The following is a 23,691-nucleotide window of genomic DNA, read 5'->3' on the forward strand; positions in this document are numbered from 1 at the left end:
GGACGGTAATGACAAAGCGTCACGTCTCGCTGCCGGCGGGGGCGGAGGAGGGCCTCGAGGCCTTCCTGGCGGACGTCGACCGGCGGCTGTCGAGCGACGAGGACACCTGCGCGGTCGTCGAGGACGTCCTCGTCGACCTCCACGGCGACCGCGAGGCCTACGAGCGGTGGCAGTCCGGCGAGTCGGTCTCGCCCGCCGAGCGCGTCCGCCTGCAGGGGTACGACCCCTGCAACGCGACCCTCGAGAGCGAGTACTACGCCGAGAAGGACGAAGAGCGGTTCAAGGAGTCCAAGCACCTCCAGTGGCTCTGGCGGCAGTTCGACGCGACGCCGATGGCCGACAACGTCGAGTTCGCGCTCCGTTTCCGCCAGATGCTCGCCAAGCACCTCTTCGACGAGTGCGGCGACGACTGTCGGTTCTTCAAGGGCATCTCGGTGACCTACGGCCACAACATCTCCGTCGGCGACAACGTCGTCATCCACGACGACGTCCACCTCGACGACCGCGGGAAGCTCACCATCGGCGACCGCGTCTCCATCTCCGACGGCGTCCACGTCTACAGCCACGACCACGACCTCCTCGACCAGACTGAGGTGGAGAACTTCCACACCATCGTCGAGGACGACGTCCGCCTGACCTACGACGCGATGGTCCGCGCCGGCTGCAAGGTCGGCGAGAACGCCGTCGTCGGCGCCCGCGGCGTCGTCCAGTCCGACGTCCCCGCCCACCACGTCGCCGTCGGCCAGCCGGCCAAGAGCGTCCGGATCAAGCCCGGCTTCGAGGACGTCGCCGAGCCCCTCGACGCCGACCACCCCGACGGCCGCGACGACCGGCGCCTCCCCTACGAACTCCCCGACGACCTCGACCAGTTCGACGAGTTCCAACGCGACCTCGAGCCCTCCGGCTGACCGTCAGGTAGCGCGACGGTACCGGTAGCCCTCGTAGGCCAGACCCACGCCCGAGGACAGCGCCGCGAGTATCGCCAGCAGCCCCGGGAGCCCGACCCAGTGGGGGAAGACGAACCCGATCCAGGAGTTCGCGTACGCGAGCGTCCCCCCGACGCCCTCCCCGTAGTACGTCCCGTCGAGGTCGTCTCCCGGCGGGACGTGCTCCGGCTCCTCGCCGAGGTCCCGGTTCGGGCCCAGCCGATCGGCGTCGTAGACGATCGCCCGATCGTCGGTCATGTCGTGACCCCAGACGACGTCGCCGGTCGTGTTGACCTCGAGGACGCGGAAGTTCCGGGAGTCGACCACGAGCGTGTTGCCGTTCGGCAGCCGGTCGGCGTCGCGCGGCCACTGGAGCCGGTCGCCGTCGCTCGGGCCCTCGTACCGCCAGCGCTCTTCCATCGTCTCGGCGTCGTACTCGACGACGCGGTCGTTCTCGCTGTCGGAGACGATCAGGGTGTCGTGCAGCGACAGGTAGCTGGGGTCGTGTTGCTCCTGCATCAGGGAGTGGTTCCCGGGTTCGCCCATGACCCGGACCACGTCGTCGGTCTCCGGGTCGACCTCGATCACGACGTCGAAGTTCCGGATCGACAGCAGGAAGTTGCCGTTCTCCAGGCGGTCGACGTCGTTCATGTGGGTCCAGTCCTGGTTCGGCCCCTCGTAGCTGTGGTCGTCCCGGGACGTCCCCTCGACGTGTTCGGTCCAGAACGCCGAGCCCTCGTCGAGGTGCTCGATCGCCGACCACTCCCAGGTGACCTCCCCCGACCGGTCGACGGTGAAGACGCGGTGCTGGCCCATGTCGATGACGGCCGTCTCGCCGCTTTCCAGACGGTCGGCGTCGTGGACCTCGTGGTAGGACATGTAGCGGTCGTACCACGAGTGGGCCCACACGCGGTCGTTGGTCGCCGGGTCGACCTCCTCGACGACGTTCCGGATGCAGTGGTCCTGCGGCGTGTCGCGCCACCGCTCCGGGCAGTCCTCGTCGGGGATTCGCTGACCGTACGAGACCATCACGTGCCCGTTGTCCAGCAACTCCGCGTCGAAGACCGCGGCGTCTTCTGGGCGGTACTCCCACTGCCGGTCGCCCGCCTCGTCGACGACGAACACCTCGCCGTTGTAGTTGCCGAACCAGCCGTACGCCTGGACCGACACGAGCGTCTCGCCGGGGTAGGGGTCGTCCTCCTCGACCTCGACGGGGTCGTCGGCGGTGACGGCGAGGGCGCCCAGGGCGACCAGCGAGAGTGCGAGCACCGCTGCGAACCCAGCGGCCCGTCGTCGTCTCATCACGTTCCGCCTTCGGGCCGACCGGCAAATCCCTGACGGTCCCCCGCCGCGCGACTTTTCACCGTCGGCGCCAACACTCGGGCATGCGGAGCGTCGCCATCAACGTCGGAGCCAACACGAACGTCCCGGGCTTCCGCGGCCCCGTCTACGCGGACGGCCACTTCGAGTACGTCCCGATCCCGGAACCAGAGCCGACGCGCGCGGACGCCGACGTCCCCACCTACGCCGACCTCGACCTCTCCGATCGCGTGGACGTCAGCGCGGTCGCCGACGAACCGGTCCACCTCGACCCGACCTTCGCGGGCGTCCACGGCAGCGAGCGCTACACCTACGGCGACCCCTACGGCGTGAAGGCGCGACCGCTCCTGGAACTAGCGGCCGGCGACTACGTCTTCTTCTACGCGACGCTCTCGACCGTCGACGACGACCCCGAATCCTGGATCACCCCCGAGTGGGGGACGTACGTCATTGGCCACTTCCGGCTCGATCGCGACCCCCTGACGCCCGAGGCGTACCGCGACCTCCCGGCGGACGAGCGGGCCGTCTTCGCGGATAACGCGCACGCGAAGCGCGAGACGTTCGACGCCGAGGTCCTGCTGTGCGGCGACGACGGCGACTCGGAGCTGTACAACCTCGCCGTCCCGCTATCCACGCGGGCGGCCGGCGCCGACGCCAACCGCCTCGTCACGGCCCTCTCCAGCGACTCCGGGAAGGGCCTGTGGTGGCGGCGCCCGATGAAGTTCGACCACGAGGCGACCGAGGAACTGCTGGTGATCCACGACGACCGGGACGTCGGTCGGGCCTTCGAGTAGCCGAGGAGTCGGGGTGGCGACCACCCGGTAAAGCGTGAGACAACGACGCACGACGGCCAGGAGGCTTATATCCGACTCCTGGTTACCAGTTGGATTGCTATGCCCGACGAATCACGCACGCTCCGGTACGTCCCGACCTTCGAGGCGTCGGCCGTCCGTCGCATCGTCCGGACCGGCCTCGCGCTGGCGGGGCTGCTGTTCCTGCTCGGCCTGCTGGCGGTGCTGCCGGGTATCGACCGGCTGCTGGCCGGGCTGGCGGTCCCCCTGGAGGCGCTCGGCCTCGCCGCGGCGACGGCGCTGGTCGTCGGCGCCCTCCTCCGGGTCGCCCCCGCGGTCGAGCGGATCGTCGAGGGCTCCCTCGACGGCCCCACGGGCTCGGTCGGCGACGCCGCCGCCGGTGCGAAGCTCCTCGTGGGGTTCGTCGCCGTCGTCGTCGCCTACCGCGGGTTCGCGCCGGCCGCGACCCCGACCTTCCGCGCGTTCGACGTCGGCGGCGTCTACCACCTCGGGTTCCTCGTCGTCGGCCTCGCCGTCCTCGCGGCGCTGGCGCGCCGGCTCTACCGCTGCTGGGGGCCGGTCACGGCGCTGGTGACGGAGTACGTCCTCGACGCGACGCGCGACCGCGCCCGCGCGGACAGGGTCGTCGAGTAAGAATCAGCGCTGGTCGGTTTCGACGCTCCGGCACCGCCGCCCGGACGTCAGTGGCTGACCGTCCGCCGCTCGGTCTCGACCGGTTCCTGCTCCTCCAGCGCCTCGTACCGGCCGTCCGCGCGAGCGGTGCCGACCCACCCGCACGTCTCGCAGGCGAAGAGCCCCTGACCGCTGACGAGGCGGCCGTCGCACTCCGGACAGTCGTCGGCGCCCGCCGGCCGCGCCTCGGCCGTCGAGAGCGGCCTGGGGAGCCGACCCGTCCGGATGGTCGCGATGGCGTCCTCGACGGTGTAGGTCTCTCCCGCCGCGGAGTGAGGGTAGACGCCCGTCAGGCGGCTCCCGTCGTACAGCGCGACGGCGATCAGCGGCGTCACGAGCCGCTCGCGGAACTCGCCGGTGACCGACGAGGTGCGCTCGCGGACCTCGAACGGCGGCCTGATGGACACGCCCTGGCGGTCGGCCCACGACTCGAACTCCTCGAACCGCTCGAGGACCTCCCGGTCGGGCGAGTCGTCCCCCAGCCGCACTTGCTCGGGCCAGCTCCGCAGCAGCAGGCTCTCGATGGTCCCCTCGCGCTCGCAGGCCCGCAGCGTCTCGACGTGCGCGTCGATCGGTTCCAGCAGCATCGGCGCCCGGACGTAGCACGCGACCGTGAGGTCCTCCGGTTCGGATTCGACAGCAGATTCAGGTGAACGTTCGCTCCCACTCATACAGCCGTCGGAACGCCACTCCGGGATATGAACCCAGCAGACCGTCCACCCTGGTAACGCGGTCGTACCACCGGGTTATGAACGGTCATCCCGGGACGATGGAGGTCGACGGAGGGATGAATCGGAGCGAAAGTGCAGTGTTCACTGACCGATGGGTGATTTCGAGGCGGTGAGGAGACGGCAACTGGAAGGGGGATGGCGAGTCCCCAGAGAGGTAGATCGGGGGGATGGGGGTCGGTGGGGGGTTCTGCACACCAGGTAACCAGCCCGGCAGTTACCCACATCATCGTTACCGGAAATACGATTTGTTACCAGTCAATAATTATCGATTCGCAATAAGTTTCGGAATACCGGCTGAACGGACCTGGCGACGGAGTTTACGGCCGATCCAAGGAGAAGATCCCGGTCGGTAGTGAGTCGTTTCCGGGCGGATACCACGTCAGATATCGGCCGGCCCCTCGAAAAACGACCCCGCGACTCACTCCGTTCGGCCGGTCCCGGTTGCGACTTCCAGGGTTCGATCGCCCTGGCGCATCCGCTCCGGCCTACGTTCGTCGCAGAATGCGCCGTCCGGGAATTGAACCCGGGCTATTAGCTTGGGAAGCTAATGTCCTACCACTGGACCAACGGCGCGCACACGCTGTTCGCGCCCCGAGCCTCGCGACGTGGTCGCTCGGCGACGGCGCGCTCGGCCCAACGTATCCGGCGCCGGCACTTGAACGTAGCGCCTCGCCGCGGCCGCTCGAAACTGACGCCCGTCCAGTAACGGCGCCGCCACGCCAGCTTATTAGTGCGGACCCGGCGAATCCTCGGTCGATGAGTGACGCCGAACCCCTTCTCGAAGGAACGAACGTCGATCTGGCCCTCTCGGAGGCCGAACTCGAGGCCCGCCGCGAGCACATCGTCGAGTTCATCGACGACACCGTCGCCGCAGCGGGCGCCGACGGGGCCGTGCTGGGCCTCTCCGGCGGCATCGACTCGACGACGGTCGCCCACCTCGCCGTCGAGGCGCTCGGCCGGGACGGCCTCCACGGCCTGCTGCTGCCGAGCGAGGTCAACCCCGAGGCCGACCGGACCGACGCCGAGCGGGTCGCCGAGGACCTCGGCATCGAGTACGACGTCGTCGAGATCGAGCCCATCGTGGACGCCTTCGTCGACGCCGCGCCGGCGGGTGCCGAGGACGACCGCACCGCACTGGGGAACGTCCGGGTCCGGACGCGGGGCGTCCTGAACTACTTCGTCGCCAACGCGGAGAACCGTCTCGTCCTCGGGACCGGCAACCGCTCGGAGGCCGCCACGGGCTACTTCACGAAGTACGGCGACGGCGCCGTCGACTGCCACCCCATCGGCAACCTCTACAAGTGCCAGGTCAGACAGCTGGCCCGCGACCTGGGCGTCCCCGAGGACCTCGTGACGCGGACGCCGACCGCCGCGATGTGGGAGGGCCAGACCGACGAGGAGGAGATGGGCCTCGGCTACGACGAACTGGACGCCATCCTCGCGCTCCACGTCGACGGCCCGTTCTCGAAGTCCGCGACGGTCCGGACCCTCGACGTGCCGGAGTCGGCCGTCGAGCGGGTCGTCGAACTGTACGAGAAGAGCATGCACAAGCGTGCGATGCCGCCCGCGCCCGAACCGCTGTAGGCGAACGCCGGTCTGCGACTACGTCTCGACGACGACCCTGATGTGGTCGCCGCCACCCTGGCGCGCCTCCGCTTCGCTGACGCCGTCCAGGGTGTAGTCGGGGTCGACGGACTCGCCGTCGACCTCGAGGCGGATCTCGGCGCCCTCGCTCTCGCGGTAGGTCTCGTTCTCGAAGGTCAGCACGCTCCCGTCGTCGTTGACCTCCATCCCCAGCTGCCCGAGGGCGAACTTCAGCGTGACGGGGCTACCGTGGGTGTGCCACAACTGGACGTCCTGGCCCGGGTGGATGTGGAAGAAACCCTGCGAACTGGTGTACTTCGGCTGCGTGAGGTTGATCTCCTCGCCGTCGACGGTCGCCTCCATCATCCCGTGCTCGTGGGTGCCGTCGGCGACCGGCTGGGCGTCGGCCCCGGAGCCGCCCGCGATGAAGACGACGTAGCCGACGATGCCGATGGAGACCAGCAGGACGACCCCGAGGGCGATGGGGCCGGTCGGCAGCCCCCCGTCGCCCCCGTCGTCGCCGACGCGGCGCTTGTCGATGGGACCGAGCTCGTCGCGGTGTTCGGCCGCGAGGTGGTCCAGTTCCGCCGCCTCGCTGTCGAAGGAGGCGCCGCAGTAATCACACTCTGGCATTCTTACCACCTATATCGATTCGAACGGCACAACGTTTACGGTAGGTAACACGACCGCTCGTCGCGCCGATTCGGCAGCCCTCCGGCCGCGTCTGTCGGCGACCGAGCGCACTCACTCTCCGAGTTCCGTCAGGTCGTCGGCGTGGGCCTCGACGAGCGCCTCGAAGGCCGCGACCTCGGCGTCCTCCTGGTCGGCCTTCGACCCGCGGTCGCGGACCCGCTCCTTGAGCAGCCCCATCGCCATGTGGTCGTTCTCCGCCAGCGATTCGGCGACCGCCCGCGGGTCGTCGACCACCCGGGAGACCAGTCCCATTCTGAGGGCCTCCTCGGCGTCGACGACCCGACCGGACAGCGAGAAGTCCAGTGCGTCGCCGAGCCCGACCACCTCGGGCAGTCTGACCGTCCCGCCCCAGGCACCGAAGAGGCCGAAGGTGACGCCGGGTTCGCCGAACGTGGCGTCGGGCGTCGCGAGCCGGAGGTCGCAGGCCAGGGCGAGCTCGACGCCGCCGCCGCGGGCCGCGCCGTCCACGCCGGCGACGACGACCGCCGACGCGCTCTCGATGGCGTCGGCGACGCGCTGGCCCCGGCGGACGAACGGCTCGACCTCGCCGCTGTCGGCGACGTCCGCGACCACCGAGAGGTCGGCGCCGGCGCAGAACGCCTCGCCTGCCCCCCGGAGGTAGACGACCGGCGCGGTGCAGTCGACGACCGCCGCCTCGAGGTCGTCGAGCGCCGCGGGGGTCAGGGCGTTGCGGCGCTCCGGACGGTCGAGCGTGACGACGCGGACGTCGTCCGCGTCCTCGATCCGAACCATGTAGCGTCATCATTACCGTTTCCAAAGGTCTTTGCCCTTCGCTACTCTACGCATCGACAATGGAGGAAGCCGCCGCGGTCCGGCGGGCGGCGTCCGAGGCGACGGCGGACGTCGTACCCGAGGAGCTCCGCGCGACCATCGACGAGTACGTCGCCGACGGGTCGGTCGTCCCCGGCGTGCTGACGCTCCTGAGCGCCCGGACCGTCGCCGGCGACGACCCCGAGGGGCTCGCCCGCCAGGCCGCCGGCGTCCAGCTCATCTACGACGGCCTGCGGCTGACACGCGAGCTCGCCCAGGACAACCCCTGGGGTGACGCGACCGGCGGCTCGCCGGCCGACCGCGACGTCGAAGCCCAGGTCGACCGCGACGACGCCGACATGGCCATCCTCGCCGCCGACGTCCTCGTCTCCCGGGGGTTCTACCTGCTGGCGCGGACCGAGGCCGCCGAGGACGCCGTCGCGGTCGTCCGCGCGTTCGGCCGCGACCAGACCGACCGCGAGGCCGCAGACGAGGCGGGCGCCGCGGACCTCGACCGGAACCTCGAGGCGGACGTCCTCGAACTGGCCGTCACCACCGGCGTCGCCGCCGCCGGCGGCCGCCCGGACGACGCCGGCGGCCTCGCGACCGACTTCGCCCCCGAGCGCGCGGGGTTCGCCCCCGCCGACGCGTTCTTCGACGACGGCCGACGCGACCGCCTGTCCAGCCTGACAATCGATGGCGGGCGGGCGTTGAATCGAAACGATTAACGGTGCATCCCGGCTACCACCGAGTGCCTGCCTGGGTAGCTTAGCGGTAAAGCGCGTCCTTGGTAAGGACGAGAGCCCGGGTTCAAATCCCGGCCTAGGCTCTGTTCGACTTCTAACAGGTCCGTTCTCCGATAGTCTCGACTTCGCAGGTGCCCGATACGGTACCTCCCTGTTCCGTTCGATATATCGAGAGACCACCATCGCCAACCTCGTACTGGCAGTACCGACGCGCGGCCAGCGAGCGGACGAAGCCGACGAGAGAGCTACCCACCCTGTCCGGCTACTACCCAGATAGCTACCGCCGCCGCCCGTCCTTTTCCGCCGCCGGGTCGTAGCCGCCTCCATGCGGCTTCTACAGATATCGGTCGCCGACGACCGGTTGGACGCGGTCCTGGAGGTCCTGCGGGAGCGGGACCTCGGGTACTCCGTCAGCGAGGGCGCCGCCGAGCAGTCCGACCGCACCAACGTATCGTTCGTGCTGCCGGCGGACGCGGTCGAAACCGTCCTCGAGGACCTCGAGGAGGAGGGCTTCGACAGAGGTGAGTTCACGGTGTCGGTGAAGACCGAGTTCGCCCACTTCGATAAGGTCGACGAGGTGCAGAACCGCTGGGGGAAGACCCCGAACCGGCTCGCGCCGGCGGCGATGCGGTCGAAGGCCAAGGACCTGCGGCGGAACATGCGCTCGTACCTCTGGATGATGATCCTCAGCGCCGTCGTGGCGACGGCGGGTATCTTCACGGGGTCGCCGGCGATCGTCGTGGGGTCGATGGTCATCGCGCCGATCGTGAGCCCGGTGCTGACCGCCGACGTCGGCGTGGTCCGTAACGACCGCGACATGCTCGTCGAGAGCCTCCACATGCAGCTGGTCGGGCTGGTCGTCGCCGTCGTGGCGTCGGCGGCGTTCGCGTGGTTCGCACGCGAGCTCAGCATCATCCCGACGACGCTCTCCATCGAGCAACTGGAGCTGATGAGCGTCCGGGTCTCGCCGAGCATCCTCGCCCTCGTCGTCGGCCTGACCGCCGGGGCGGCGGGCGCCTACGGCCTCGCGACCAAGGGCCAGGCGACCATCGTCGGCGTGATGATCGCGGCGGCCCTGATCCCGACCGCGGCGGCCACGGGCATCGGCATCGCGTGGGGGAACGCGGTCGTCGCCGTCGGCGCGCTCCTGTTGCTCGTCATCAGCATCGTCGGCGTCAACGCCGGCGGCGCCCTGATGCTGCTGTACCTCGACTACCGGCCCGACGACGTCGACGACGGGCTGTTCACCTTCGAGAGCGCCCGCCAGGCGGCCGTCGTACTGGGGACCATTCTCCTGGTGGTCGCCATCGTCGGGGTCGCCGGCATCACCTTCGCCGACCAGCACTCCTTCGAGCGGTCGACCAACGCCGCCATCTCGGACGTCGTCGGCCAGGAGGAGTACGGCGCCCTCGGCGTCCGGTCGACCACCATCCAGTACACGGCGCCGACGTTCTCCGACCGGACCGTCGTCACCGTGGTCCTGACGAAGACGAGCGGGGAGTCCTTCCCCGGGCTGTCGGACGAACTCGCGGCGGCCATCGCCGAGCGGACCGACCGCGACGTGATCGTGCAGGTCCAGTTCGTCGACTACCAGCGCTCGAACGTCTCCGGATCGAACGCCTCCGCGGCGGGGGCCTGAGCGGTACTGCCGGAGCGGTCGTCCGGAATCCGTGAGCGCGGGCGTCAGCCCGTCGGGTTCTCCTGGTCGATGCCGCGCCGTTCGCCGAACGCGAGGTAGACGAACAGTGCGACCAGAACGACCTTCAGGACCGTATCGACGTAGCCGACCATCGTCATCGGCATGCCGGAGACGAACCAGACGACGCCCATCAGGCAGACGTACCCCGCGCCCGCGAGGTAGTACTGGGGCTGCCAGAGGTCGGTGAAGTAGACGACGAAGCAGACGAGCAGCCCGAGGGCGAGGACCGCGAACCGGAGCTGGTCGGTCGACGTCGTCAGCGCGAAGTGCACCGTGGAGACGACGAGCATGAGCCCGGCGACCGCGAGTCTGGCGGGCGTCCAGTCGATCTCCCGGAGTTCGAAGTCCCCCTCGGCCATCGTCGTCGCTTCGTGGACCGCGCACAAAAATGGCCGCCCTCCGGACGCCGCACGGACTCGCGGGACCGTGGACGGCGCGTTACCGGACGAGCGTCGACAGCACCTTCCCCTCGACCTTCCGGAGGTGCTCGCCGACGGTGCCGGCGGAGACGCCGACGACCTCGGCGATCTCCCGGTGGGTCGTCCCGCGCGGCACCTCGTAGTAACCCATCTCGACGGCGGCCTCGAGGATCTCCTGCTGGCGCGGCGTCAGCGCCGAGAACAGCTCCTCGGACTCGGGGTGGTAGTCGCCGATGCCCTCCAGCGACAGCGAGAGGGAGTCCGGGATGGCGTCGACGACCGCCCGGATCGTCGCGTCGTCGCCGACGAGCGTCGTGCGGATGCTGCCGTCCTCGAGGCAGTCGATGGGCATCTGCAGGACGATCTCGTTGTCCTGCGGGATGGAGAGCAGTCGCTCGACGACGTCGGTCGGCTGGAAGTGGACGTACAAAAGCCCCTCGCGCTCCCCCGAGACGTCGTAGGCGAACACGTCGTCCTGGCCGTCCAGGATGTCCGCCGCCCGCTCGAGGTCGCCGCGGACGCTGTAGAGCGTGACGCAGGTCCCGTCGTTGAGGAGGTTGATCTGCTGGATGCAGTCGCGGGTGACCGTCGGCTCCGCGGCCAGGGCCCGGTCCGCCGGCTGGAGGCCGTCTCCCGCCGGGGCGATGACGACGGTCGCGTATCGCATACGCCTGCATGCGCGGCGAACTTCTTACCTGTTGTGTTACCGCGGATAAACTTCCCTCGAATCGCGGGCGACAGGACGATTGCTCGACGGCCACGATGTGGTGGCATGACACAGGTCAGAGACACGAGCCGCGACCTGCGAATCGACCCTGACAGCGTCGGCGGCGGCTACTTCAAGCACGCCGTCTACAACCACTGGGACCCCTACGAGGACATCGACGCGGTGAAGATGGCCCGGGACCGCGAGCGCATCGTCGAGAGCGACGCCATCGGCGAGGCGGAGTTCCAGGACCTGATGCAGACCGTCGCGCTGTTCGGCGCCGGCGAGGAGGCCGTCACCGAGGACCTCGCACCGCTGATGCTGACGCTGGAGGACATCAACGACCAGATGTTCGTCTCCAGCCAGATCTACGAGGAGGCCAAACACACCCAGTTCTTCGACCGCTACTGGCGGGAGGTCGTCCACCCCGTCGCCGAGGAGCAGGGCTGGGAGAAGGTGAACCCGACCGACCAGCGGTTCTTCGTCGACGGGTACATCGACCTCTTCGACCGCACGGAAGCGGCGATGGAACGACTGCTCGAGGACGGCGAGGACACCCCGGAGAACCGCGTGCGTGCGTACTGTCACTACCACCTCGTCGTCGAGTCCGTCCTCGCCCAGACCGGCTACTACGGCATCACCTCCTCGATGTCGCCGCGCGGCGACCCCGACGTCCCGAAGAAGGACTTCCCCCACCTGGAGGGGCTCGTCGAGGGCGTCTCCTACATCCGCAGCGACGAGGGTCGCCACGTCGGCTTCGGGATGCAGAAGGTCCAGCAGCACCTCGCCGAGGACGGCGTCGACGAACAGGTCGTCCGCGAAACCCTCCAGGACCTCATGCCCCTGGTCGCCGAGACGGTCAGCGCCACCGAGAAGGTCGTCAACCCGATGCCGCTGGTGAACTACGCCCGCGACAAGCTCACCCGCCGCATCGAGATCATCACGAGCAGCGACGCCGCGATCCCCGACGTCGAGGAGCTCGTCGCCCTCGACGACGAACCCGCGGCCGCGGACTGAGCGTCACCGTCGCAGCCCTTCTCGCAGTCGATTTTTGCGATTGGTCGGGGTCGCGCGGCGACGCCCGCGACGCCGCTTCGAGGTGCTAGAGAATGGCACTCCCTTAAGGAGTCAATACAGTCTAACCAGTATTAACATTAAAAATCATAAGGGTTTTGTATCACACTCCGGTCTCTACGGATGCATACGATGAGTGACCCGCAGCCCCGGTGCCGTCCGCGACGAGGCGTCCCCGAGTCGACGCCCGTCGACGGCGCCGGACTGCGCGATCTCAGGAACGAACGCCGGTGTCTCGACCGCGCTGCGGTCCGAGCCCGGTAACCCCCGATACTAACCATGGCACACGACAACGACGGAGAGGACAAGGTCGCAAGCCGAGTCCAGAACACCGAATCGATCGTCCGAGACGTCGACAACCCCGCTGCCCGCGAGCTCCGAGAGAAGTTCGACGAGCAGGACTTCACCTTCGCTCCCGGTCTCTACCACGCGCTCGACGCCCGCCTCGCCGAGATGGCCGGCCTCGACGCCGCGTACATGTCGGGCTACTCGACGGTCCTGGGCCAGTTCGGCTTCCCGGACCTCGAGATGGTCACGATGACCGAGATGGTCGAGAACGCAAAGCGCATCGTCGAGGCGACCAACCTGCCGGTCGTCGCCGACTGTGACACCGGCTACGGCGGCATCCACAACGTCCGCCGCGCCGTCCGCGAGTACGAGAAGGCCGGCGTCGCCGCGGTCCACATCGAGGACCAGACGACGCCCAAGCGCTGCGGTCACATCGCCGGCAAGAAGATCGTCTCCCGCGACGAGGCCGAGGCCCGCTTCAGCGCGGCCGTCGACGCCAAGCAGAGCGAGGACACCATCGTCATCGCCCGTACCGACGCCTACGGCTCCTCGAACGGCGACTGGGACGAGCACCTCGAGCGCGGCCGCCTCTACGCCGACTGCGGCGTCGACCTGGTCTGGCCCGAGATGCCCGACCCGTCCCGCGAGGACGCCGTCGAGTACGCCGAGACCATCCACGAGACCCACCCCGACCTGGACCTGGCGTTCAACTACTCCAGCTCGTTCGCGTGGTCCGAGGAGGAGGACGCACTCACGTTCCAGGAACTGGGCGACCTCGGCTACCAGTACATCTTCATCACTCTCTACGCCCTGCACTCCGGCGCCCACGCCGTCTACGAGGACATGGCGAACATCGCCGAGAACGACGAGGAAGCGCAGTGGGACCTCGAGGGCCGCTACCTGGGCCACGAGACCGAGAGCCACCACGAGCTCTCCTTCGTCTCCCGCTTCCAGGACATCGAGGCGCAGTTCGACCCCGAGGCGAAGGAGCGGATGGAGAAGTCCGCCGGCTTCACCGAGGACGAGAACGAGCCGCTCACGTCGAACAACGACGACGACTGATCGAGCGGCCGCTCGACCCGCGTTTTCCCCTTCTTTCGCGCACCCGTAGTCCCGACTGTACGGCCCGCGTCGACCGTCAAACGAGCCGATTCGGCCAGTTTTAATACCCGCGGCCTGCTCCCTCCGAGTGACTGAGATGACTGCAATCGACAAACGCTCCCACGACCGGAAGTTCGTGCGGACGTTCTTCACCACGCCGACCGCAGAGCAGGGAGAGGACGACTCCGCGAAGAAGCTCCGCAGCGCCATCGAGCTCCGCGGCATGCAGGCCCCCGACGTCTGGGTCCCGGACAACGAGGACGCCACCGCGCCGAACATGCGCGACGAGGGCGCCGAGAACATCGCCGAGGTCGTCGCCGAGGGCGGCGCCGACTTCCCCGGCGAGATCCACCCCCGCGTCGTCTGGCACCGCGACAGCCCCGAGACCCGCTACCGCGGCTTCCAGCACATGCTCGAGATCGCCGACCCCGAGAACGGCGCCGTCGAGAACATCGACGGCTTCGTCATCCCCGAGGTCGGCGACATCGACGACTGGAAGAAGGCCGACGAGTTCATCACCATCGTCGAGAACGAGTACGGCCTCGAGGAGGGCAGCCTCGCGATGTCCGTCATCATCGAGTCCGGCTCCGCCGAACTCGCCATGGAGAAGCTCCGCGAGGAGATGGGCAAGGCATCCAACAACCTCGAGCGGCTCTTCCTCTTGGTCGACGGCGAGGTCGACTACACGAAGGACATGCGCGCCATCACGCCGACCGGCGGCCTCCCCGAGTGGAAGGAGCTCCGCCACAACACCTCGCGTGCGGCCAGCGCGGCCGGCCTGATCTCCGTGGACGGCCCGTACGACGACATCCGTGACGTCGACGGCTACCACGAGCGCATCACCGCCAACAACGCGATGGGCATGCTCGGCATCTGGTCGCTCACCCCCGGCCAGGTCGTCGAGGCCAACCAGAGCCCGCTGCCGCCCGCCGAGGGCTACTGGATCATCGACGCCGACGGCCGCGAGGTCGAACTCGACGACGAGGGCGACGTCCAGGTCTACAACGGCGACCGCGTCGAGCTCGAGGAGGACGGCGACGGCTACGAGCTCGAGGTCGGTAGCGACGAGATCTACGTCGAGAGCGAGGAGGACCTCCAGGCGGAGCTCCTCGACCTGCTCGACTACGTCCCCAGCATGGACGACATCGTCGACTCCATGGAGGAGTTCGAGGCCGCCAAGGAGGCCGGCAAGGGCGCCATCGCGATGACCCAGTCGGCCACCGTCGAGATCGACGGCGTCCAGGTCGACGTCGCCAAGGACCGCATGTGGGACGAGGCGACCTACCAGGCCCTCATGACGCCGATCTCGCTGTTCCAGGACGTCTACCAGAACCGTCCCGACCAGCACGACGACCTCGCGGAGCTGTACAGCGAGGACGTCGTCGAGCGCGCGATGGAAGTCGGCGAGTAAGGAGCGTCGGTCCGCTACCGCTGTTTTCTTGATGGATTCTACCCTTCGAGAGTAGCCGCTGTAGCGATCGAGCGTGACGACGACGACGCCGAGGACACTACCCCGAAAGCCCTCGACCGCTCGCGGTCGCTCGCCCTTTCAGTCCACCGAGGGAGCGGGGCTCCCTCGAGCCCTCGCTCGTTTCACTCGCGAGAACGCCAGGAGTTCGATTCGTCCACCGGCCGTCGCGCTGCCCTTTCCCGGGTCGCGCGGTCGGCCTGGCGGCCGACACGCGCTCCCGGCCGATGGTGAATTGAGGCTGCGGCGTCCGCTCTAGATGGATCTTCGGTCAGGTTATCAGACCGCTCGAAGAGGATTTCAGGAAGGGAAGCGAGGGCCGACTACGCGAGGAACACGTGCCGCGGCCGGTCGGCGAGGACGTCCCGCCCCCACTGGACGGTCTCGCGGAACGCGTCGGAGCGGAAGAACTCCATGGCGTCCTCGCGCTCGCGCCACTGGCTCGCGATGAACATGTCGTTCTCGTCGTCGACGTTGACGAGCAGGCTGGTCTCGAGGTGGCCCTCGAGGTCGGCCAGCTTCTCGCCGACCTCCTCGAAGGTCTCGACGAAGTCCTCGCGGTGCTCGGGCTTGACTGTGTAGAACATCCCCATCGTCCCGAAGTTGCTGGACTCGCCCGCGCGAGCGACGATGCCCGGGAGGTCCGAGAGGAAGCCGCCGGCCTTGTCGGCGGCGTCCTTCGTCTCCCAGACCGAGACGACCGCCGACCGGTCCCCGCCGTGTTCGTCCGCGTAGACGGCCGACGTCACGTGGGTGTCGTAGTGCTCGAAGCGCTCGGCGAGGTCGGCGAGCTCCGACTCCAGTTCCTCGGGGTCGGCCTCGGAGTACAGCACCATCGCGTAGACGTCCTCGCCGTGGGGCTTGCCCGCGTAGACGTCGAGGTCCGCGAGTTCGCCGCGGATGTCGTCGTCCTCGTCGGTGCCGTAGGGTTCGGACTCCCCGTCGCCGAGGTTCGCGCCGATGCCCGGGCCGGCCCCCGAGAGGTCCGAGAGGAAGCCCGAGGCGGTGTTCGCCGCTCGCTCGTTGGCCCACAGCGAGACGACCGCGGTGTCGCCGGAGTCGGCGCGGACCGTCGTCAGGACGTGGGTGTCGTAGTGCTCGAAGTTCTCGCGGAGCCCCTCGACCTCCTCGACGAGCTCCTCGGCGTCCGTCTCCGACCGGAACAGCAGCGCGTAGCCGGCCTCGGGGTGCTCGTCGAGGCTTACGCCGAAGCGGTGGACCCGCCGCTGGAACTCCTCGGGATCCAGTTCCTCGTGTTTGGCCTCACCGCCGGGGCGGCCGCCTCCGCCCGAGGCCGACTCGTCGCCGTCGTCGTCTTCCTCGCCGGAGCCGTCCTCCGAATCAGCATCCAGCGACGCGCCGACGCCGCCGTCGACGCCGGGCAGCTCCGAGAGGAAGCCGGAAGCGGTGTTCGCCGCGCGCTCGTTGGCCCACAGCGACACCACCGCCGTCGTCTCGCCGTCGGAGTGGACGGTCGTCCCCGCGTGGGTGTCGTAGTGGTCGAAGTTCCCCGCCAGCTCCTCGACCTCGTCCTCGAGTTCGTCGGAGTCGGCGTCGGACTCGAAGAGCAGGCCGTAACCCGCGTCGCCCGCGTCGACGCCGAAGCGGTCGGCCCGCTCGAGGAACTCGTCGGCGCCGACCTCGTCGTGCTCGGCGTCGCCCGGCGAGGGGCGGCCGCCGCCACCGGACGACCCGGAGTCGGCGTCGCCGTGGTGTCGGCCGGAGTCCCGTCCGGACTCGGTCGGCGGGTGGCTCTCCTCGCCCGCACCGGGGGCGAGGTCCAGGGTGTCGCCCTCGAGCGACCGGTCGGTCGGGACGGCCTCGCCGTCGAAGACCGCCCGGAGGTCCTCCGGCGGGAACTGCCGGCCGACGTAGAAGGGGCCGAACTCGGCGAACCGCGAGGAGGAGGGGTCGAACCGCATCTCGTACAGCAGGTGCTTGATGTCCGTCGGGTCGTCGGCGAACAGCGTCACGCCCCACTCGTGGTCGTCGAGGCCGACGCTGCCGGTGATGATCTGGGTCACCTTGCCGGCGTACTCCCGGCCGATGTCGCCGTGGGCCGACATGTACTCGGCGCGCTCCTCGAAGGGGAGGTCGTACCAGTTGTCCTCGGGGCCGCGGCGCTTGTCCATCGGGTAGAAGCAGACGTGGTCGGCGTCCGGGATCTCCGGGTAGATGCGCTGCTTCATGTAGTTGCGCATACCCGCGTCCTCGATGTCGTCGAGGCCGTCGGTAAGGTCCTCGTGCATGTACCCCGAAACCTCGGTGACCGAGACGTACGAGGAGGCGCGCTCGGTGACCTCCGCTAACGCGGTCGACTCGAAGCGCCGCTCGGCGCGATCGAGGTGCTCCAGCGTCGGCCGGAGGTGCAGTATCAGCAGGTCGGCCTTGTGGCCGACGATGGAGAAGACCGCCGACCCGCCCTCCTCGGCGTCCGCCAGCGCCGCGTGCGACTGCAGGTAGTCGATGCCTTCCTCGACGGCCCGCTCCCGCTCGCGGTCGGGGGCCGCCCGCCAGGAGTCCCAGTCGATGTGCCGGAGGTCGTGGAGGGCGTACCACCCCTCCTCCGTCCCCGGCGGTCGCCGTCGTACCATGGCGGCCGGTTCGAACGCGCGACTAATGGTGTTTGTGAGTTCCGCGGGTCGGGGCAGCGAAGCGGCCGGGCGAATCCCCTTCTCCCTCACGTCGACTCGTTACTCCCTCAGAGAATCCCTTGAAGGTTCTAAAAGAATCTGGAAGGGTCGTTAATGGTCGGAAGGTCGCCGGTAAAACGCGAACGGTTCCGCGAACGGAGTTGAACTGATGCTAACCCTCTCGCGTTTATATGGGGTGGGCGGGCCAAGGATGGAGCGAGGAGAGCCCCCATGTCGAGCGCAACACCGTCACGTCAGACGTCAGCCCGGCCGGCTGGATTCCTCGCATCCTGCATCGAGCAGTGCTTCGCGGGTGTCCGCGCGATAGCGTTCTGGGCCGCAGCCCTGCTCCCGCTGCTGGTCCTCGTCGCGCTGGTCACCGGCGTCGCGGGTCGATACCCGTCCGCGCTGACTGGCTCGCTCGCCGTGAACGTCGTCTGCGCCGTCATCGGTCACGGGCACTCGCCGAACTGAGTCGCGGCTCCGAGTCGCGCCGACGAGTCGCTCGCCGACGGCCGTCGCGGGGGCGACCGCTCCCCTTCCATCGCTGGCATACCCGCCCCCGGGTGGCCCGCCGCTCTCCTCGTTTACGTTCTCAGAGCAACTGCGGGACGAACAGCATCCCCAGCAGGCTCACGATCATCGTGACACTGATAGTGGTCGTCACCGCGCTCGCCAGCGTCGGCGTCGCCTCGATGGGGAGCCGCGCCAGGATCGCCTCGACGCAGGACCGGAGGATGTGCCCGCCGTCGAGGGGGTAGGATGGGATGCAGTTGAACAGCCCGAGGTTGATGTTCACCCACCCGGTCCAGAAGAGGACGTTCACCAGCCCGAATATCGCCCCGGCGCTCAGCGGGCCGGAGACCTCGTAGAAGTTCGCGACGCTGCCGTTGAAGCCCGCGAAGTTGTAGCCGAGGTTCGGGTCGACGACGCTCGCGAACGGCAGGACGAGCAGCGCGAAGGTCCGGGAGATGAACGTCACGAGCGGGTCGTCGCCCCAGCCGCCGCCGCCCAGCAGCGAGTGGTACTGCTCGGCGGGGTAGGTGTCGATGCCGAAGTCGTCGACGACGACGCCGCTGGTCCCCTGCTGGATGCCGCCGACGCCGAGGTAGCCGTGGTCGTCGGTGGGATGCTCGCCGAGTTCGACCTCGTAGACCTGGCGCTCGCCGTTCCAGGGGTCGGCGCCGTCGCCGTGGTAGGCGACGACCTCCACCGTCTGGCCGGGGTCGGTCTCGGAGAGGACGCTCGACAGCGCCTCCGGGGTCGGCGTCCGCTCCCCGCCGACGCTGTGGATCAAGACGGGCGTGTCGGGTGCCCCCGCCTCCGAGAGGGGGTCGCCGTCCGGCACGGTGCTGGCGAAGACGCCGACCGGGAACTGCGTCGTGCCGTTCTCCGTCTCGACCTCGACGGTCTCGCTGCCGTTCAGCGCCGCCTCGAAGGCCGACTCGGTGTAGACCGTCTCGCCGTCGACGGCCCGGACGGTCGTCCCGGTCCCGATCGGCGCGTCGACGACCGCGCGCGTGACGATGAGCTCCCGCTCGACGGTGACCGCCTCGCCGTCGCGGCGGTCGACGGTCACCTCCCGGTCGGCCTCGGCGAGCGCCGCCTCGAACTCCTCCTCGTCGGCGACGGGCTGGCCGTTCACCTCGGTCAGCACGTCGCCGCGCTCGATGCCGGCGTCCTCGGCGGCCGACCCGGGGAGGGCACCGCCGATGGCGACCCCGGGGACGACCGCCACCGCGTTCGCGACGATAGCGAACAGCAGTGCGAACGCCAGAGCGGTGACGAGGAAGTTGTTCGTCACGCCGGCGGCGAACATCCGCACCTTGCTGCCGCGGTCGGCCGCCTCCTGGCTCTCCTCGTCCGGCTGGACGAACGCGCCCAGCGGGACGAGCGCGATGAGCGCGACGCCCATCGAGTCGATGTCGATGTCCTCGACGCGGCACAGCAGGCCGTGGCCCCCCTCGTGGACCACCAGGCCGACGAGCAGGCCGACGAGGATGTCGACCGCGGCCGCCCACGGCAGGAACTGGTTGACGCCGGGGATGACCAGCGCGTCCTGCGGGCGGACGAACCCGGTCGTCGCCTCCGGGTTCGTCGCGATGCTGACCGCCGAGAGCAGCACGGCGAAGAAGGAGCCGACCATGATGACGATGGCGACGCCCACCCCGAGGTTCCCCCAGGCCCGCCAGAGGCGCTTCGGCGTCGCCAGCCAGTTCAGGAACGAGCGCCCGCGCTGGGTGTGGATGGTGAGGATCGGTCCGGAGACCGTCAGCGACGACGGCAGCACCCCCCGGGACTTGAGGGCCATCGCCGCCGACGTGTAGAGGAGGATACCGACGAGTATCCAGAGCAGCGTACTCATTGTGCGAGATAGGGGCTCCGCGCGTCAAAAAGTCCGTCGTTGTGCGGCTCCGTTCGGATGGACTAGATGTAGCCGTCCGGAACGGCCGCGTCGTCGCCGTCCGTGCCCGACGCGATGCCCTCCTGGACCGCGGCGAGCTCCCGGCCCCGCTCGGTGAGCGACACCACGTTCCGGTCGCGGTCGTGGGCGACGATCCCCTCGTCGGCCAGCTTTGGCACGTGACAGTGGTGCAGGGCGGCGTAGACGTCGGCGACCGTCTCGTGGCTGCTCTCCGCGACCGAGGGGTCGAGGTTCCGGGCGGCGACCTCCGCGGCGGCGTCGGCCATGGCGATCCCCTCCCGGCGGCCTCCGAGGCAGTCCACGAGCGCGCGGCGGTAGACGTGGCTCATGAGGCGGTAGGCGCTCGTTTCCTCGAGGGCATTCCGCTCCGATTCACGGTCTCGGTGGGTGCTCATTGCCCCTCGTTACGGACCCACGTGGATGAGCCTCAGCCCTCTCACGGGAGGCCCATTATATGGACACCCGTACAGTGTGGTCGAGGGAGCCAGTCGATTTTCCGAGGGCAGAGAAGGTGATCCGGGCCGTCGAGTGGGCAGCTGCAGCCCGAACCGGGTCGCGGGAAAACGGGTACCGCCGTCAGATGTCGGGGGCCTCGCCGCCGAACTCCTCGATGAGTTCGGGGACGACCTCGAAGAGGTCGTCGACGATGCCGTAGTCGGCGAGGTCGTAGATGGGGGCGTTCGGGTCCTTGTTGATCGCGATGATGGTGTCGGCGCCCTTCATGCCCGCGACGTGCTGGACGGCGCCGGAGATACCGATGGCGATGTAGACGTCGGGCGTGACGACCTTGCCGGACTGGCCGACCTGGCGGTTCTTCGGCAGCCAGCCGTTGTCGACGATGGGGCGCGACGAGGAGAGGGTGGCGCCGAGGGCGTCGGCGAGCTCTTCGACGAGCGGGAGGTTCTCCTCCTCCTCGATGCCGCGGCCGATGGAGACGAGGACGTCGGCCTCCGTGATGTCGACGTCGCCGCCGCCGACCTCCTCGAAGCCGTTGACCGTGCTGCCGAGGGCGCTCTCGTCGATGTCGACGTCGACGGCCTCGATGGCGGCGTCGCCGTCGGCCTCCGCCTGCGGCCACTCGGCCGAGCGGATGGTGATGGCGAACTGGTCCTCGCCGATGTCGTAGGTCGTCTCGACCTTGCCACCGTACTGCTCGCGGGTGACCTCGACGGGCGAGCCGCCCTCGAGGCCGATGACGTCCGTGACCAGCGGCAGGTCGAGGCTCTCGGCGACGGCGGGCGCGTAGTCCAGCCCGTTGACCGAGTTCGGCATCAGCAGCGCCGACGGGTCGAGTTCGGCGTGGAGCTGCTCGATGGCCTGCGCGTAGATGCCGTGGTTGAACTCCTCGCCCTCGTCGACGGTGTAGATGGTGTCGACGCCCTCGCGGTTGACGTCGCTGGCGAAGGAGTCGACGTCGCCGCCGATGACCGCGAGTTCGAGGTCCTCGCCTAGCTCGTCGGCCAGTTCGCGGCCGACCGTGACGAGTTCGTAGGAGACGTCGCGGAGGCTCCCGCGGCGGTGCTCGGTGATCGCGAGGACGCTCATGACTCGACCACCCCCTTGTCGCGGAGGAATTCAGCGAGCTCCGAGGCCGTGTCGCTGGCGTCGCCCTCCCAGAGGGTCGCGTCGCCCTCGGACTCGGGTTCGTACATGTCGGTGCGCTCGACCGGGGACTCGACGACGTCGGCGTCGAGGCCGATGTCGTCGAGGCCCTGGGCGTCGAGCGGCTTCCGCTGGGCCTGCCGGATGCCGCGCAGGCTGGCGTAGCGGGGCTCGTTGATCCCGGTCTGGATGGTGAGCACGGCGGGGAGGTCGACGTCGGTCAGCTCCTCGACGCCGCCCTCGAGTTCGCGGCGGACGCTGGCGACGCCGGCGTCGGCGTCGAGGTCCAGGGCGTTGACGACCGCGGCCCACTCGAAGTCGAGCTTCTCGGCGAGGGCGACGCCGGTCGCGCCGTTGGCGTCGTCGCCGGCCTGGACGCCCGAGAGGATGAAGTCGGGGTCCTCCTCCTCGGCGACTGCCGCCAGGATCTCGGCCTTCGTGTCGACGTCGAGGAACTGGGCGTCCTCGAGGGAGTCGTCCCACACGCGGATCGCGCGGTCGGCGCCCTTCGCGAGCGCCATCCGGATGGTCTCCTCGGAGCGCTCGGGCCCGATGGTGACCGAGACGACCTCCACGTCGTCGTTGTCCTCGCTGATCTGTACGGCCTCCTCAACGGCGTAGTCGTCCCACTCGTTGAGGTCGTATTCGAGGGAGCTGTCGGCGATGTCGAGTCCGGAGATATCGAACTCGTCGTCGACCTCGGCTACCTCTTTTACGGTGACGAGTATTTTCATAGCGGCTAGTCGTCTGCAAGTGACGCCCGTTCGTGGTTAAACGTTTCCGAATCGTACGGTGTTTGCGCCCCGTTTATCGGGGACTGAACACTGTTCAACGCCGTACAGCGTCGGGCTACTCCTCGTCGTGGCCGGCCGCGAGATCGCCGACGTTCTCGCCGGGGAGGCTGATGAGGTTCTCCCGGCCGATCCGGAGCTTGTCGATCCGTTCGTCGTCCTCCATCGACGACAGCAACTGGGAGACCTTCGCGTTCGACCAGCCGGTCTCCTTGACGATGTTCGCCTGCTTCATCCGGCCGCCGTTCCGCTCGAGGAGGTACTCGACGCGCTCCTCGTCGGAGAGTAACTCGAGGTCCTCCTCCTCGTCTTCGTCCTCGTCCTCGTCGGCCGCGCCGGCCGCGCCAGCCGCCGCGACCGCTCCTCCCGCGCCGTTCGCGCCGCCGGACTCCGCAGTCCCGCCGGTCTCCGCCGAGGCTTCGGCCGGAACGGGTTCGGGTGTCCGTTCGGAGTCGTCGTCCCGACGCCACAGCAGGAAGACGCCCAGGCCGAGCGCCCCGGCGCTCAACAACATGGCGCCGCCGAGCAGGATGGTCGAGAGGTTCAGGGGCGGCAACGGCGAGTTGGTCGGCGGGTAGACGATCTCGAAGTACCCGGGCTCGAACGTCTGCTCGCCCTCCCACCGCAGGTCGCCCTCCTGGGCGCCGGTGGGGGCCGTCGTCGGGCCGCCGTAGCCCGGCGGTGACCTGATGACGAGCGTCTCCCCCTCGTCGAGGCCCGGGAGCCAGGTGCCGTCGGTCGTGTTGAACGCGTCGTCGACGTACATCGTCCCGTTCTCGTCGATGCGGGCGAAGGACGTCCAGGTGAACGAGACGCGGAGCTTCCCGTAACTGTCGACCTCGCCGTCGTCGGTCTCGTTGACGATGGCGGCCGAGCGCTCCTCGGAACGGATCGACATGTCGCGCCCGCTGGCCATCGAGGCCTCCGCCGCCGCCTGCCGGAATGTGTCGCTGCCGAGCTGGAAGTCGCGTTCGCCCTCCTCGAAGGAGTCGGCGAACGACCGGAAGTGCCGGATGTCCTCGTCGTCCTCGAGGGGGACGGTGGCGACGATGCTCCAGCGCGCGTCGCCGTCGGACTGGAGCTGCGCCTCGAGGCGTAGCTCCTCGCTATCGGTCTGGGCGGTCGCTGGCGCGGCCCCGCACACAACCGCGGTCAGGAGGAGGGCACAGATCAGGAGGGGGACCCGACGCCGCATGCGTGAGGTATGGACACCCCCGCGGGAAAACGCTT

At 69.0% G+C, this 23,691-nt stretch carries 22 protein-coding genes and 2 tRNA genes; 11 read left to right on the forward strand and 13 right to left on the reverse strand.

Annotation, left to right across the window (positions count from 1 at the left end; translation table 11 throughout):
• Positions 1-8 precede the first annotated feature (8 nt).
• A complete protein-coding gene (locus HWV07_RS07315; RefSeq protein WP_178333668.1) occupies positions 9-908 on the forward strand; it encodes an acyltransferase in 900 nt (299 codons plus the stop codon).
• A 3-nt stretch (positions 909-911) separates the two neighbouring features.
• On the opposite strand, the gene HWV07_RS07320 is transcribed toward HWV07_RS07315, so the two are convergent.
• Positions 912-2,228, reverse strand: a complete 1,317-nt coding sequence (locus HWV07_RS07320; RefSeq protein WP_178333669.1) for an arylsulfotransferase family protein — start codon at positions 2,226-2,228, stop codon at positions 912-914.
• Between the two features lie 83 nt (positions 2,229-2,311).
• Between HWV07_RS07320 and HWV07_RS07325 the strand changes: the two genes are divergently transcribed.
• On the forward strand, positions 2,312-3,040 hold the full coding sequence (locus tag HWV07_RS07325) for an Nmad3 family putative nucleotide modification protein (RefSeq protein ID WP_178333670.1): 729 nt from the start codon (positions 2,312-2,314) through the stop codon (positions 3,038-3,040).
• A gap of 99 nt (positions 3,041-3,139) precedes the next feature.
• On the forward strand, positions 3,140-3,691 hold the full coding sequence (locus tag HWV07_RS07330; protein WP_178333671.1) for a hypothetical protein: 552 nt from the start codon (positions 3,140-3,142) through the stop codon (positions 3,689-3,691).
• Between the two features lie 47 nt (positions 3,692-3,738).
• On the opposite strand, the gene HWV07_RS07335 is transcribed toward HWV07_RS07330, so the two are convergent.
• Positions 3,739-4,401, reverse strand: coding sequence for an HTH domain-containing protein (locus HWV07_RS07335; protein WP_178333672.1), 663 nt, complete (start codon positions 4,399-4,401; stop codon positions 3,739-3,741).
• Positions 4,402-4,963: 562 nt separating this feature from the next.
• Positions 4,964-5,034 (reverse strand) — tRNA-Gly (locus tag HWV07_RS07340).
• A gap of 183 nt (positions 5,035-5,217) precedes the next feature.
• Here HWV07_RS07340 and HWV07_RS07345 point away from each other — a divergent pair.
• On the forward strand, positions 5,218-6,045 hold the full coding sequence (locus HWV07_RS07345) for an NAD+ synthase (protein ID WP_178333673.1): 828 nt from the start codon (positions 5,218-5,220) through the stop codon (positions 6,043-6,045).
• 18 nt (positions 6,046-6,063) lie between these two features.
• Here the strand turns inward: HWV07_RS07345 and HWV07_RS07350 are convergent, their stop codons facing one another.
• Together HWV07_RS07350 and HWV07_RS07355 are read right to left on the reverse strand one after the other, a co-directional pair.
• Positions 6,064-6,678 (reverse strand): hypothetical protein, encoded by a 615-nt coding sequence (locus HWV07_RS07350; protein WP_178333674.1) that lies wholly within the window; start codon positions 6,676-6,678, stop codon positions 6,064-6,066.
• 111 nt (positions 6,679-6,789) lie between these two features.
• Positions 6,790-7,491: an enoyl-CoA hydratase/isomerase family protein gene (locus HWV07_RS07355; protein ID WP_178333675.1), complete on the reverse strand. Its 702-nt coding sequence runs from the start codon at positions 7,489-7,491 to the stop codon at positions 6,790-6,792.
• Between the two features lie 59 nt (positions 7,492-7,550).
• On the opposite strand from HWV07_RS07355, the gene HWV07_RS07360 reads away from it, so the two are divergent.
• The 3 genes from HWV07_RS07360 (at position 7,551) to HWV07_RS07370 (ending at position 9,894) form a co-directional block, all read left to right on the forward strand.
• Complete coding sequence (locus tag HWV07_RS07360) at positions 7,551-8,237, forward strand: DUF7114 family protein (protein ID WP_178333676.1); 687 nt, start codon at positions 7,551-7,553, stop codon at positions 8,235-8,237.
• Positions 8,238-8,266: 29 nt separating this feature from the next.
• Positions 8,267-8,338: transfer RNA gene (locus HWV07_RS07365), tRNA-Thr, on the forward strand.
• A gap of 242 nt (positions 8,339-8,580) precedes the next feature.
• Positions 8,581-9,894, forward strand: a complete 1,314-nt coding sequence (locus HWV07_RS07370) for a TIGR00341 family protein (protein WP_178333677.1) — start codon at positions 8,581-8,583, stop codon at positions 9,892-9,894.
• Positions 9,895-9,938: 44 nt separating this feature from the next.
• On the opposite strand, the gene HWV07_RS07375 is transcribed toward HWV07_RS07370, so the two are convergent.
• Both HWV07_RS07375 and HWV07_RS07380 read right to left on the reverse strand, forming a co-directional pair.
• Complete coding sequence (locus HWV07_RS07375; RefSeq protein WP_178333678.1) at positions 9,939-10,313, reverse strand: hypothetical protein; 375 nt, start codon at positions 10,311-10,313, stop codon at positions 9,939-9,941.
• 79 nt (positions 10,314-10,392) lie between these two features.
• Positions 10,393-11,040, reverse strand: coding sequence for a helix-turn-helix domain-containing protein (locus tag HWV07_RS07380; RefSeq protein WP_178333679.1), 648 nt, complete (start codon positions 11,038-11,040; stop codon positions 10,393-10,395).
• A 105-nt stretch (positions 11,041-11,145) separates the two neighbouring features.
• Between HWV07_RS07380 and HWV07_RS07385 the strand changes: the two genes are divergently transcribed.
• The 3 genes from HWV07_RS07385 to aceB all read left to right on the forward strand — a co-directional run bounded on the left by HWV07_RS07385 (position 11,146) and on the right by aceB (position 14,953).
• Positions 11,146-12,096, forward strand: coding sequence for a ferritin family protein (locus HWV07_RS07385; protein WP_178333680.1), 951 nt, complete (start codon positions 11,146-11,148; stop codon positions 12,094-12,096).
• A 336-nt stretch (positions 12,097-12,432) separates the two neighbouring features.
• The gene (gene aceA, locus HWV07_RS07390; RefSeq protein ID WP_211694243.1) at positions 12,433-13,503 is read left to right on the forward strand and encodes an isocitrate lyase; all 1,071 of its coding nucleotides are present in this window, start codon (positions 12,433-12,435) and stop codon (positions 13,501-13,503) included.
• 145 nt (positions 13,504-13,648) lie between these two features.
• Positions 13,649-14,953: a malate synthase AceB gene (aceB, locus tag HWV07_RS07395; protein WP_178336013.1), complete on the forward strand. Its 1,305-nt coding sequence runs from the start codon at positions 13,649-13,651 to the stop codon at positions 14,951-14,953.
• Between the two features lie 380 nt (positions 14,954-15,333).
• Here the strand turns inward: aceB and HWV07_RS07400 are convergent, their stop codons facing one another.
• Complete coding sequence (locus HWV07_RS07400) at positions 15,334-17,604, reverse strand: heme-binding protein (protein ID WP_178333681.1); 2,271 nt, start codon at positions 17,602-17,604, stop codon at positions 15,334-15,336.
• Between the two features lie 270 nt (positions 17,605-17,874).
• Between HWV07_RS07400 and HWV07_RS07405 the strand changes: the two genes are divergently transcribed.
• Entirely contained in the window at positions 17,875-18,117 is a 243-nt protein-coding gene (locus tag HWV07_RS07405; protein WP_178333682.1) for a DUF8028 family protein, read from the forward strand.
• 121 nt (positions 18,118-18,238) lie between these two features.
• On the opposite strand, the gene HWV07_RS07410 is transcribed toward HWV07_RS07405, so the two are convergent.
• The 5 genes from HWV07_RS07410 to HWV07_RS07430 form a co-directional block, all read right to left on the reverse strand.
• Entirely contained in the window at positions 18,239-20,008 is a 1,770-nt protein-coding gene (locus HWV07_RS07410) for a site-2 protease family protein (RefSeq protein ID WP_178333683.1), read from the reverse strand.
• Positions 20,009-20,070: 62 nt separating this feature from the next.
• Positions 20,071-20,463 carry a DUF7344 domain-containing protein gene (locus HWV07_RS07415; protein ID WP_178333684.1) on the reverse strand — a complete coding sequence of 131 codons (393 nt, stop codon included), beginning with the start codon at positions 20,461-20,463 and terminating at the stop codon, positions 20,071-20,073.
• A gap of 181 nt (positions 20,464-20,644) precedes the next feature.
• The gene (locus HWV07_RS07420; protein ID WP_178333685.1) at positions 20,645-21,613 is read right to left on the reverse strand and encodes an electron transfer flavoprotein subunit alpha/FixB family protein; all 969 of its coding nucleotides are present in this window, start codon (positions 21,611-21,613) and stop codon (positions 20,645-20,647) included.
• Positions 21,610-22,404 carry an electron transfer flavoprotein subunit beta/FixA family protein gene (locus HWV07_RS07425; RefSeq protein WP_178333686.1) on the reverse strand — a complete coding sequence of 265 codons (795 nt, stop codon included), beginning with the start codon at positions 22,402-22,404 and terminating at the stop codon, positions 21,610-21,612. The genes HWV07_RS07420 and HWV07_RS07425 overlap by 4 nt, the downstream gene beginning before the upstream one ends.
• Positions 22,405-22,519: 115 nt before the next feature.
• Positions 22,520-23,656: a helix-turn-helix transcriptional regulator gene (locus tag HWV07_RS07430; protein WP_178333687.1), complete on the reverse strand. Its 1,137-nt coding sequence runs from the start codon at positions 23,654-23,656 to the stop codon at positions 22,520-22,522.
• Positions 23,657-23,691: the final 35 nt, after the last annotated feature.

The organism is Natronomonas salina, assembly GCF_013391105.1.
Lineage (GTDB): Archaea > Halobacteriota > Halobacteria > Halobacteriales > Haloarculaceae > Natronomonas > Natronomonas salina.

Excerpts from the sequence above, each read along its gene's own strand:
- HWV07_RS07315 (WP_178333668.1), top strand. The coding sequence starts at position 9 with ATGACAAAGCGTCACGTCTCGCTGCCGGCGGGGGCGGAGGAGGGCCTC.
- HWV07_RS07320 (WP_178333669.1), bottom strand. The coding sequence starts at position 2,228 with ATGAGACGACGACGGGCCGCTGGGTTCGCAGCGGTGCTCGCACTCTCG.
- HWV07_RS07325 (WP_178333670.1), top strand. The coding sequence starts at position 2,312 with ATGCGGAGCGTCGCCATCAACGTCGGAGCCAACACGAACGTCCCGGGC.
- HWV07_RS07330 (WP_178333671.1), top strand. The coding sequence starts at position 3,140 with ATGCCCGACGAATCACGCACGCTCCGGTACGTCCCGACCTTCGAGGCG.
- HWV07_RS07335 (WP_178333672.1), bottom strand. The coding sequence starts at position 4,401 with ATGAGTGGGAGCGAACGTTCACCTGAATCTGCTGTCGAATCCGAACCG.
- HWV07_RS07345 (WP_178333673.1), top strand. The coding sequence starts at position 5,218 with ATGAGTGACGCCGAACCCCTTCTCGAAGGAACGAACGTCGATCTGGCC.
- HWV07_RS07350 (WP_178333674.1), bottom strand. The coding sequence starts at position 6,678 with ATGCCAGAGTGTGATTACTGCGGCGCCTCCTTCGACAGCGAGGCGGCG.
- HWV07_RS07355 (WP_178333675.1), bottom strand. The coding sequence starts at position 7,491 with ATGGTTCGGATCGAGGACGCGGACGACGTCCGCGTCGTCACGCTCGAC.
- HWV07_RS07360 (WP_178333676.1), top strand. The coding sequence starts at position 7,551 with ATGGAGGAAGCCGCCGCGGTCCGGCGGGCGGCGTCCGAGGCGACGGCG.
- HWV07_RS07370 (WP_178333677.1), top strand. The coding sequence starts at position 8,581 with ATGCGGCTTCTACAGATATCGGTCGCCGACGACCGGTTGGACGCGGTC.
- HWV07_RS07375 (WP_178333678.1), bottom strand. The coding sequence starts at position 10,313 with ATGGCCGAGGGGGACTTCGAACTCCGGGAGATCGACTGGACGCCCGCC.
- HWV07_RS07380 (WP_178333679.1), bottom strand. The coding sequence starts at position 11,040 with ATGCGATACGCGACCGTCGTCATCGCCCCGGCGGGAGACGGCCTCCAG.
- HWV07_RS07385 (WP_178333680.1), top strand. The coding sequence starts at position 11,146 with ATGACACAGGTCAGAGACACGAGCCGCGACCTGCGAATCGACCCTGAC.
- aceA (WP_211694243.1), top strand. The coding sequence starts at position 12,433 with ATGGCACACGACAACGACGGAGAGGACAAGGTCGCAAGCCGAGTCCAG.
- HWV07_RS07400 (WP_178333681.1), bottom strand. The coding sequence starts at position 17,604 with ATGGTACGACGGCGACCGCCGGGGACGGAGGAGGGGTGGTACGCCCTC.
- HWV07_RS07405 (WP_178333682.1), top strand. The coding sequence starts at position 17,875 with ATGTCGAGCGCAACACCGTCACGTCAGACGTCAGCCCGGCCGGCTGGA.
- HWV07_RS07410 (WP_178333683.1), bottom strand. The coding sequence starts at position 20,008 with ATGAGTACGCTGCTCTGGATACTCGTCGGTATCCTCCTCTACACGTCG.
- HWV07_RS07415 (WP_178333684.1), bottom strand. The coding sequence starts at position 20,463 with ATGAGCACCCACCGAGACCGTGAATCGGAGCGGAATGCCCTCGAGGAA.
- HWV07_RS07420 (WP_178333685.1), bottom strand. The coding sequence starts at position 21,613 with ATGAGCGTCCTCGCGATCACCGAGCACCGCCGCGGGAGCCTCCGCGAC.
- HWV07_RS07425 (WP_178333686.1), bottom strand. The coding sequence starts at position 22,404 with ATGAAAATACTCGTCACCGTAAAAGAGGTAGCCGAGGTCGACGACGAG.
- HWV07_RS07430 (WP_178333687.1), bottom strand. The coding sequence starts at position 23,656 with ATGCGGCGTCGGGTCCCCCTCCTGATCTGTGCCCTCCTCCTGACCGCG.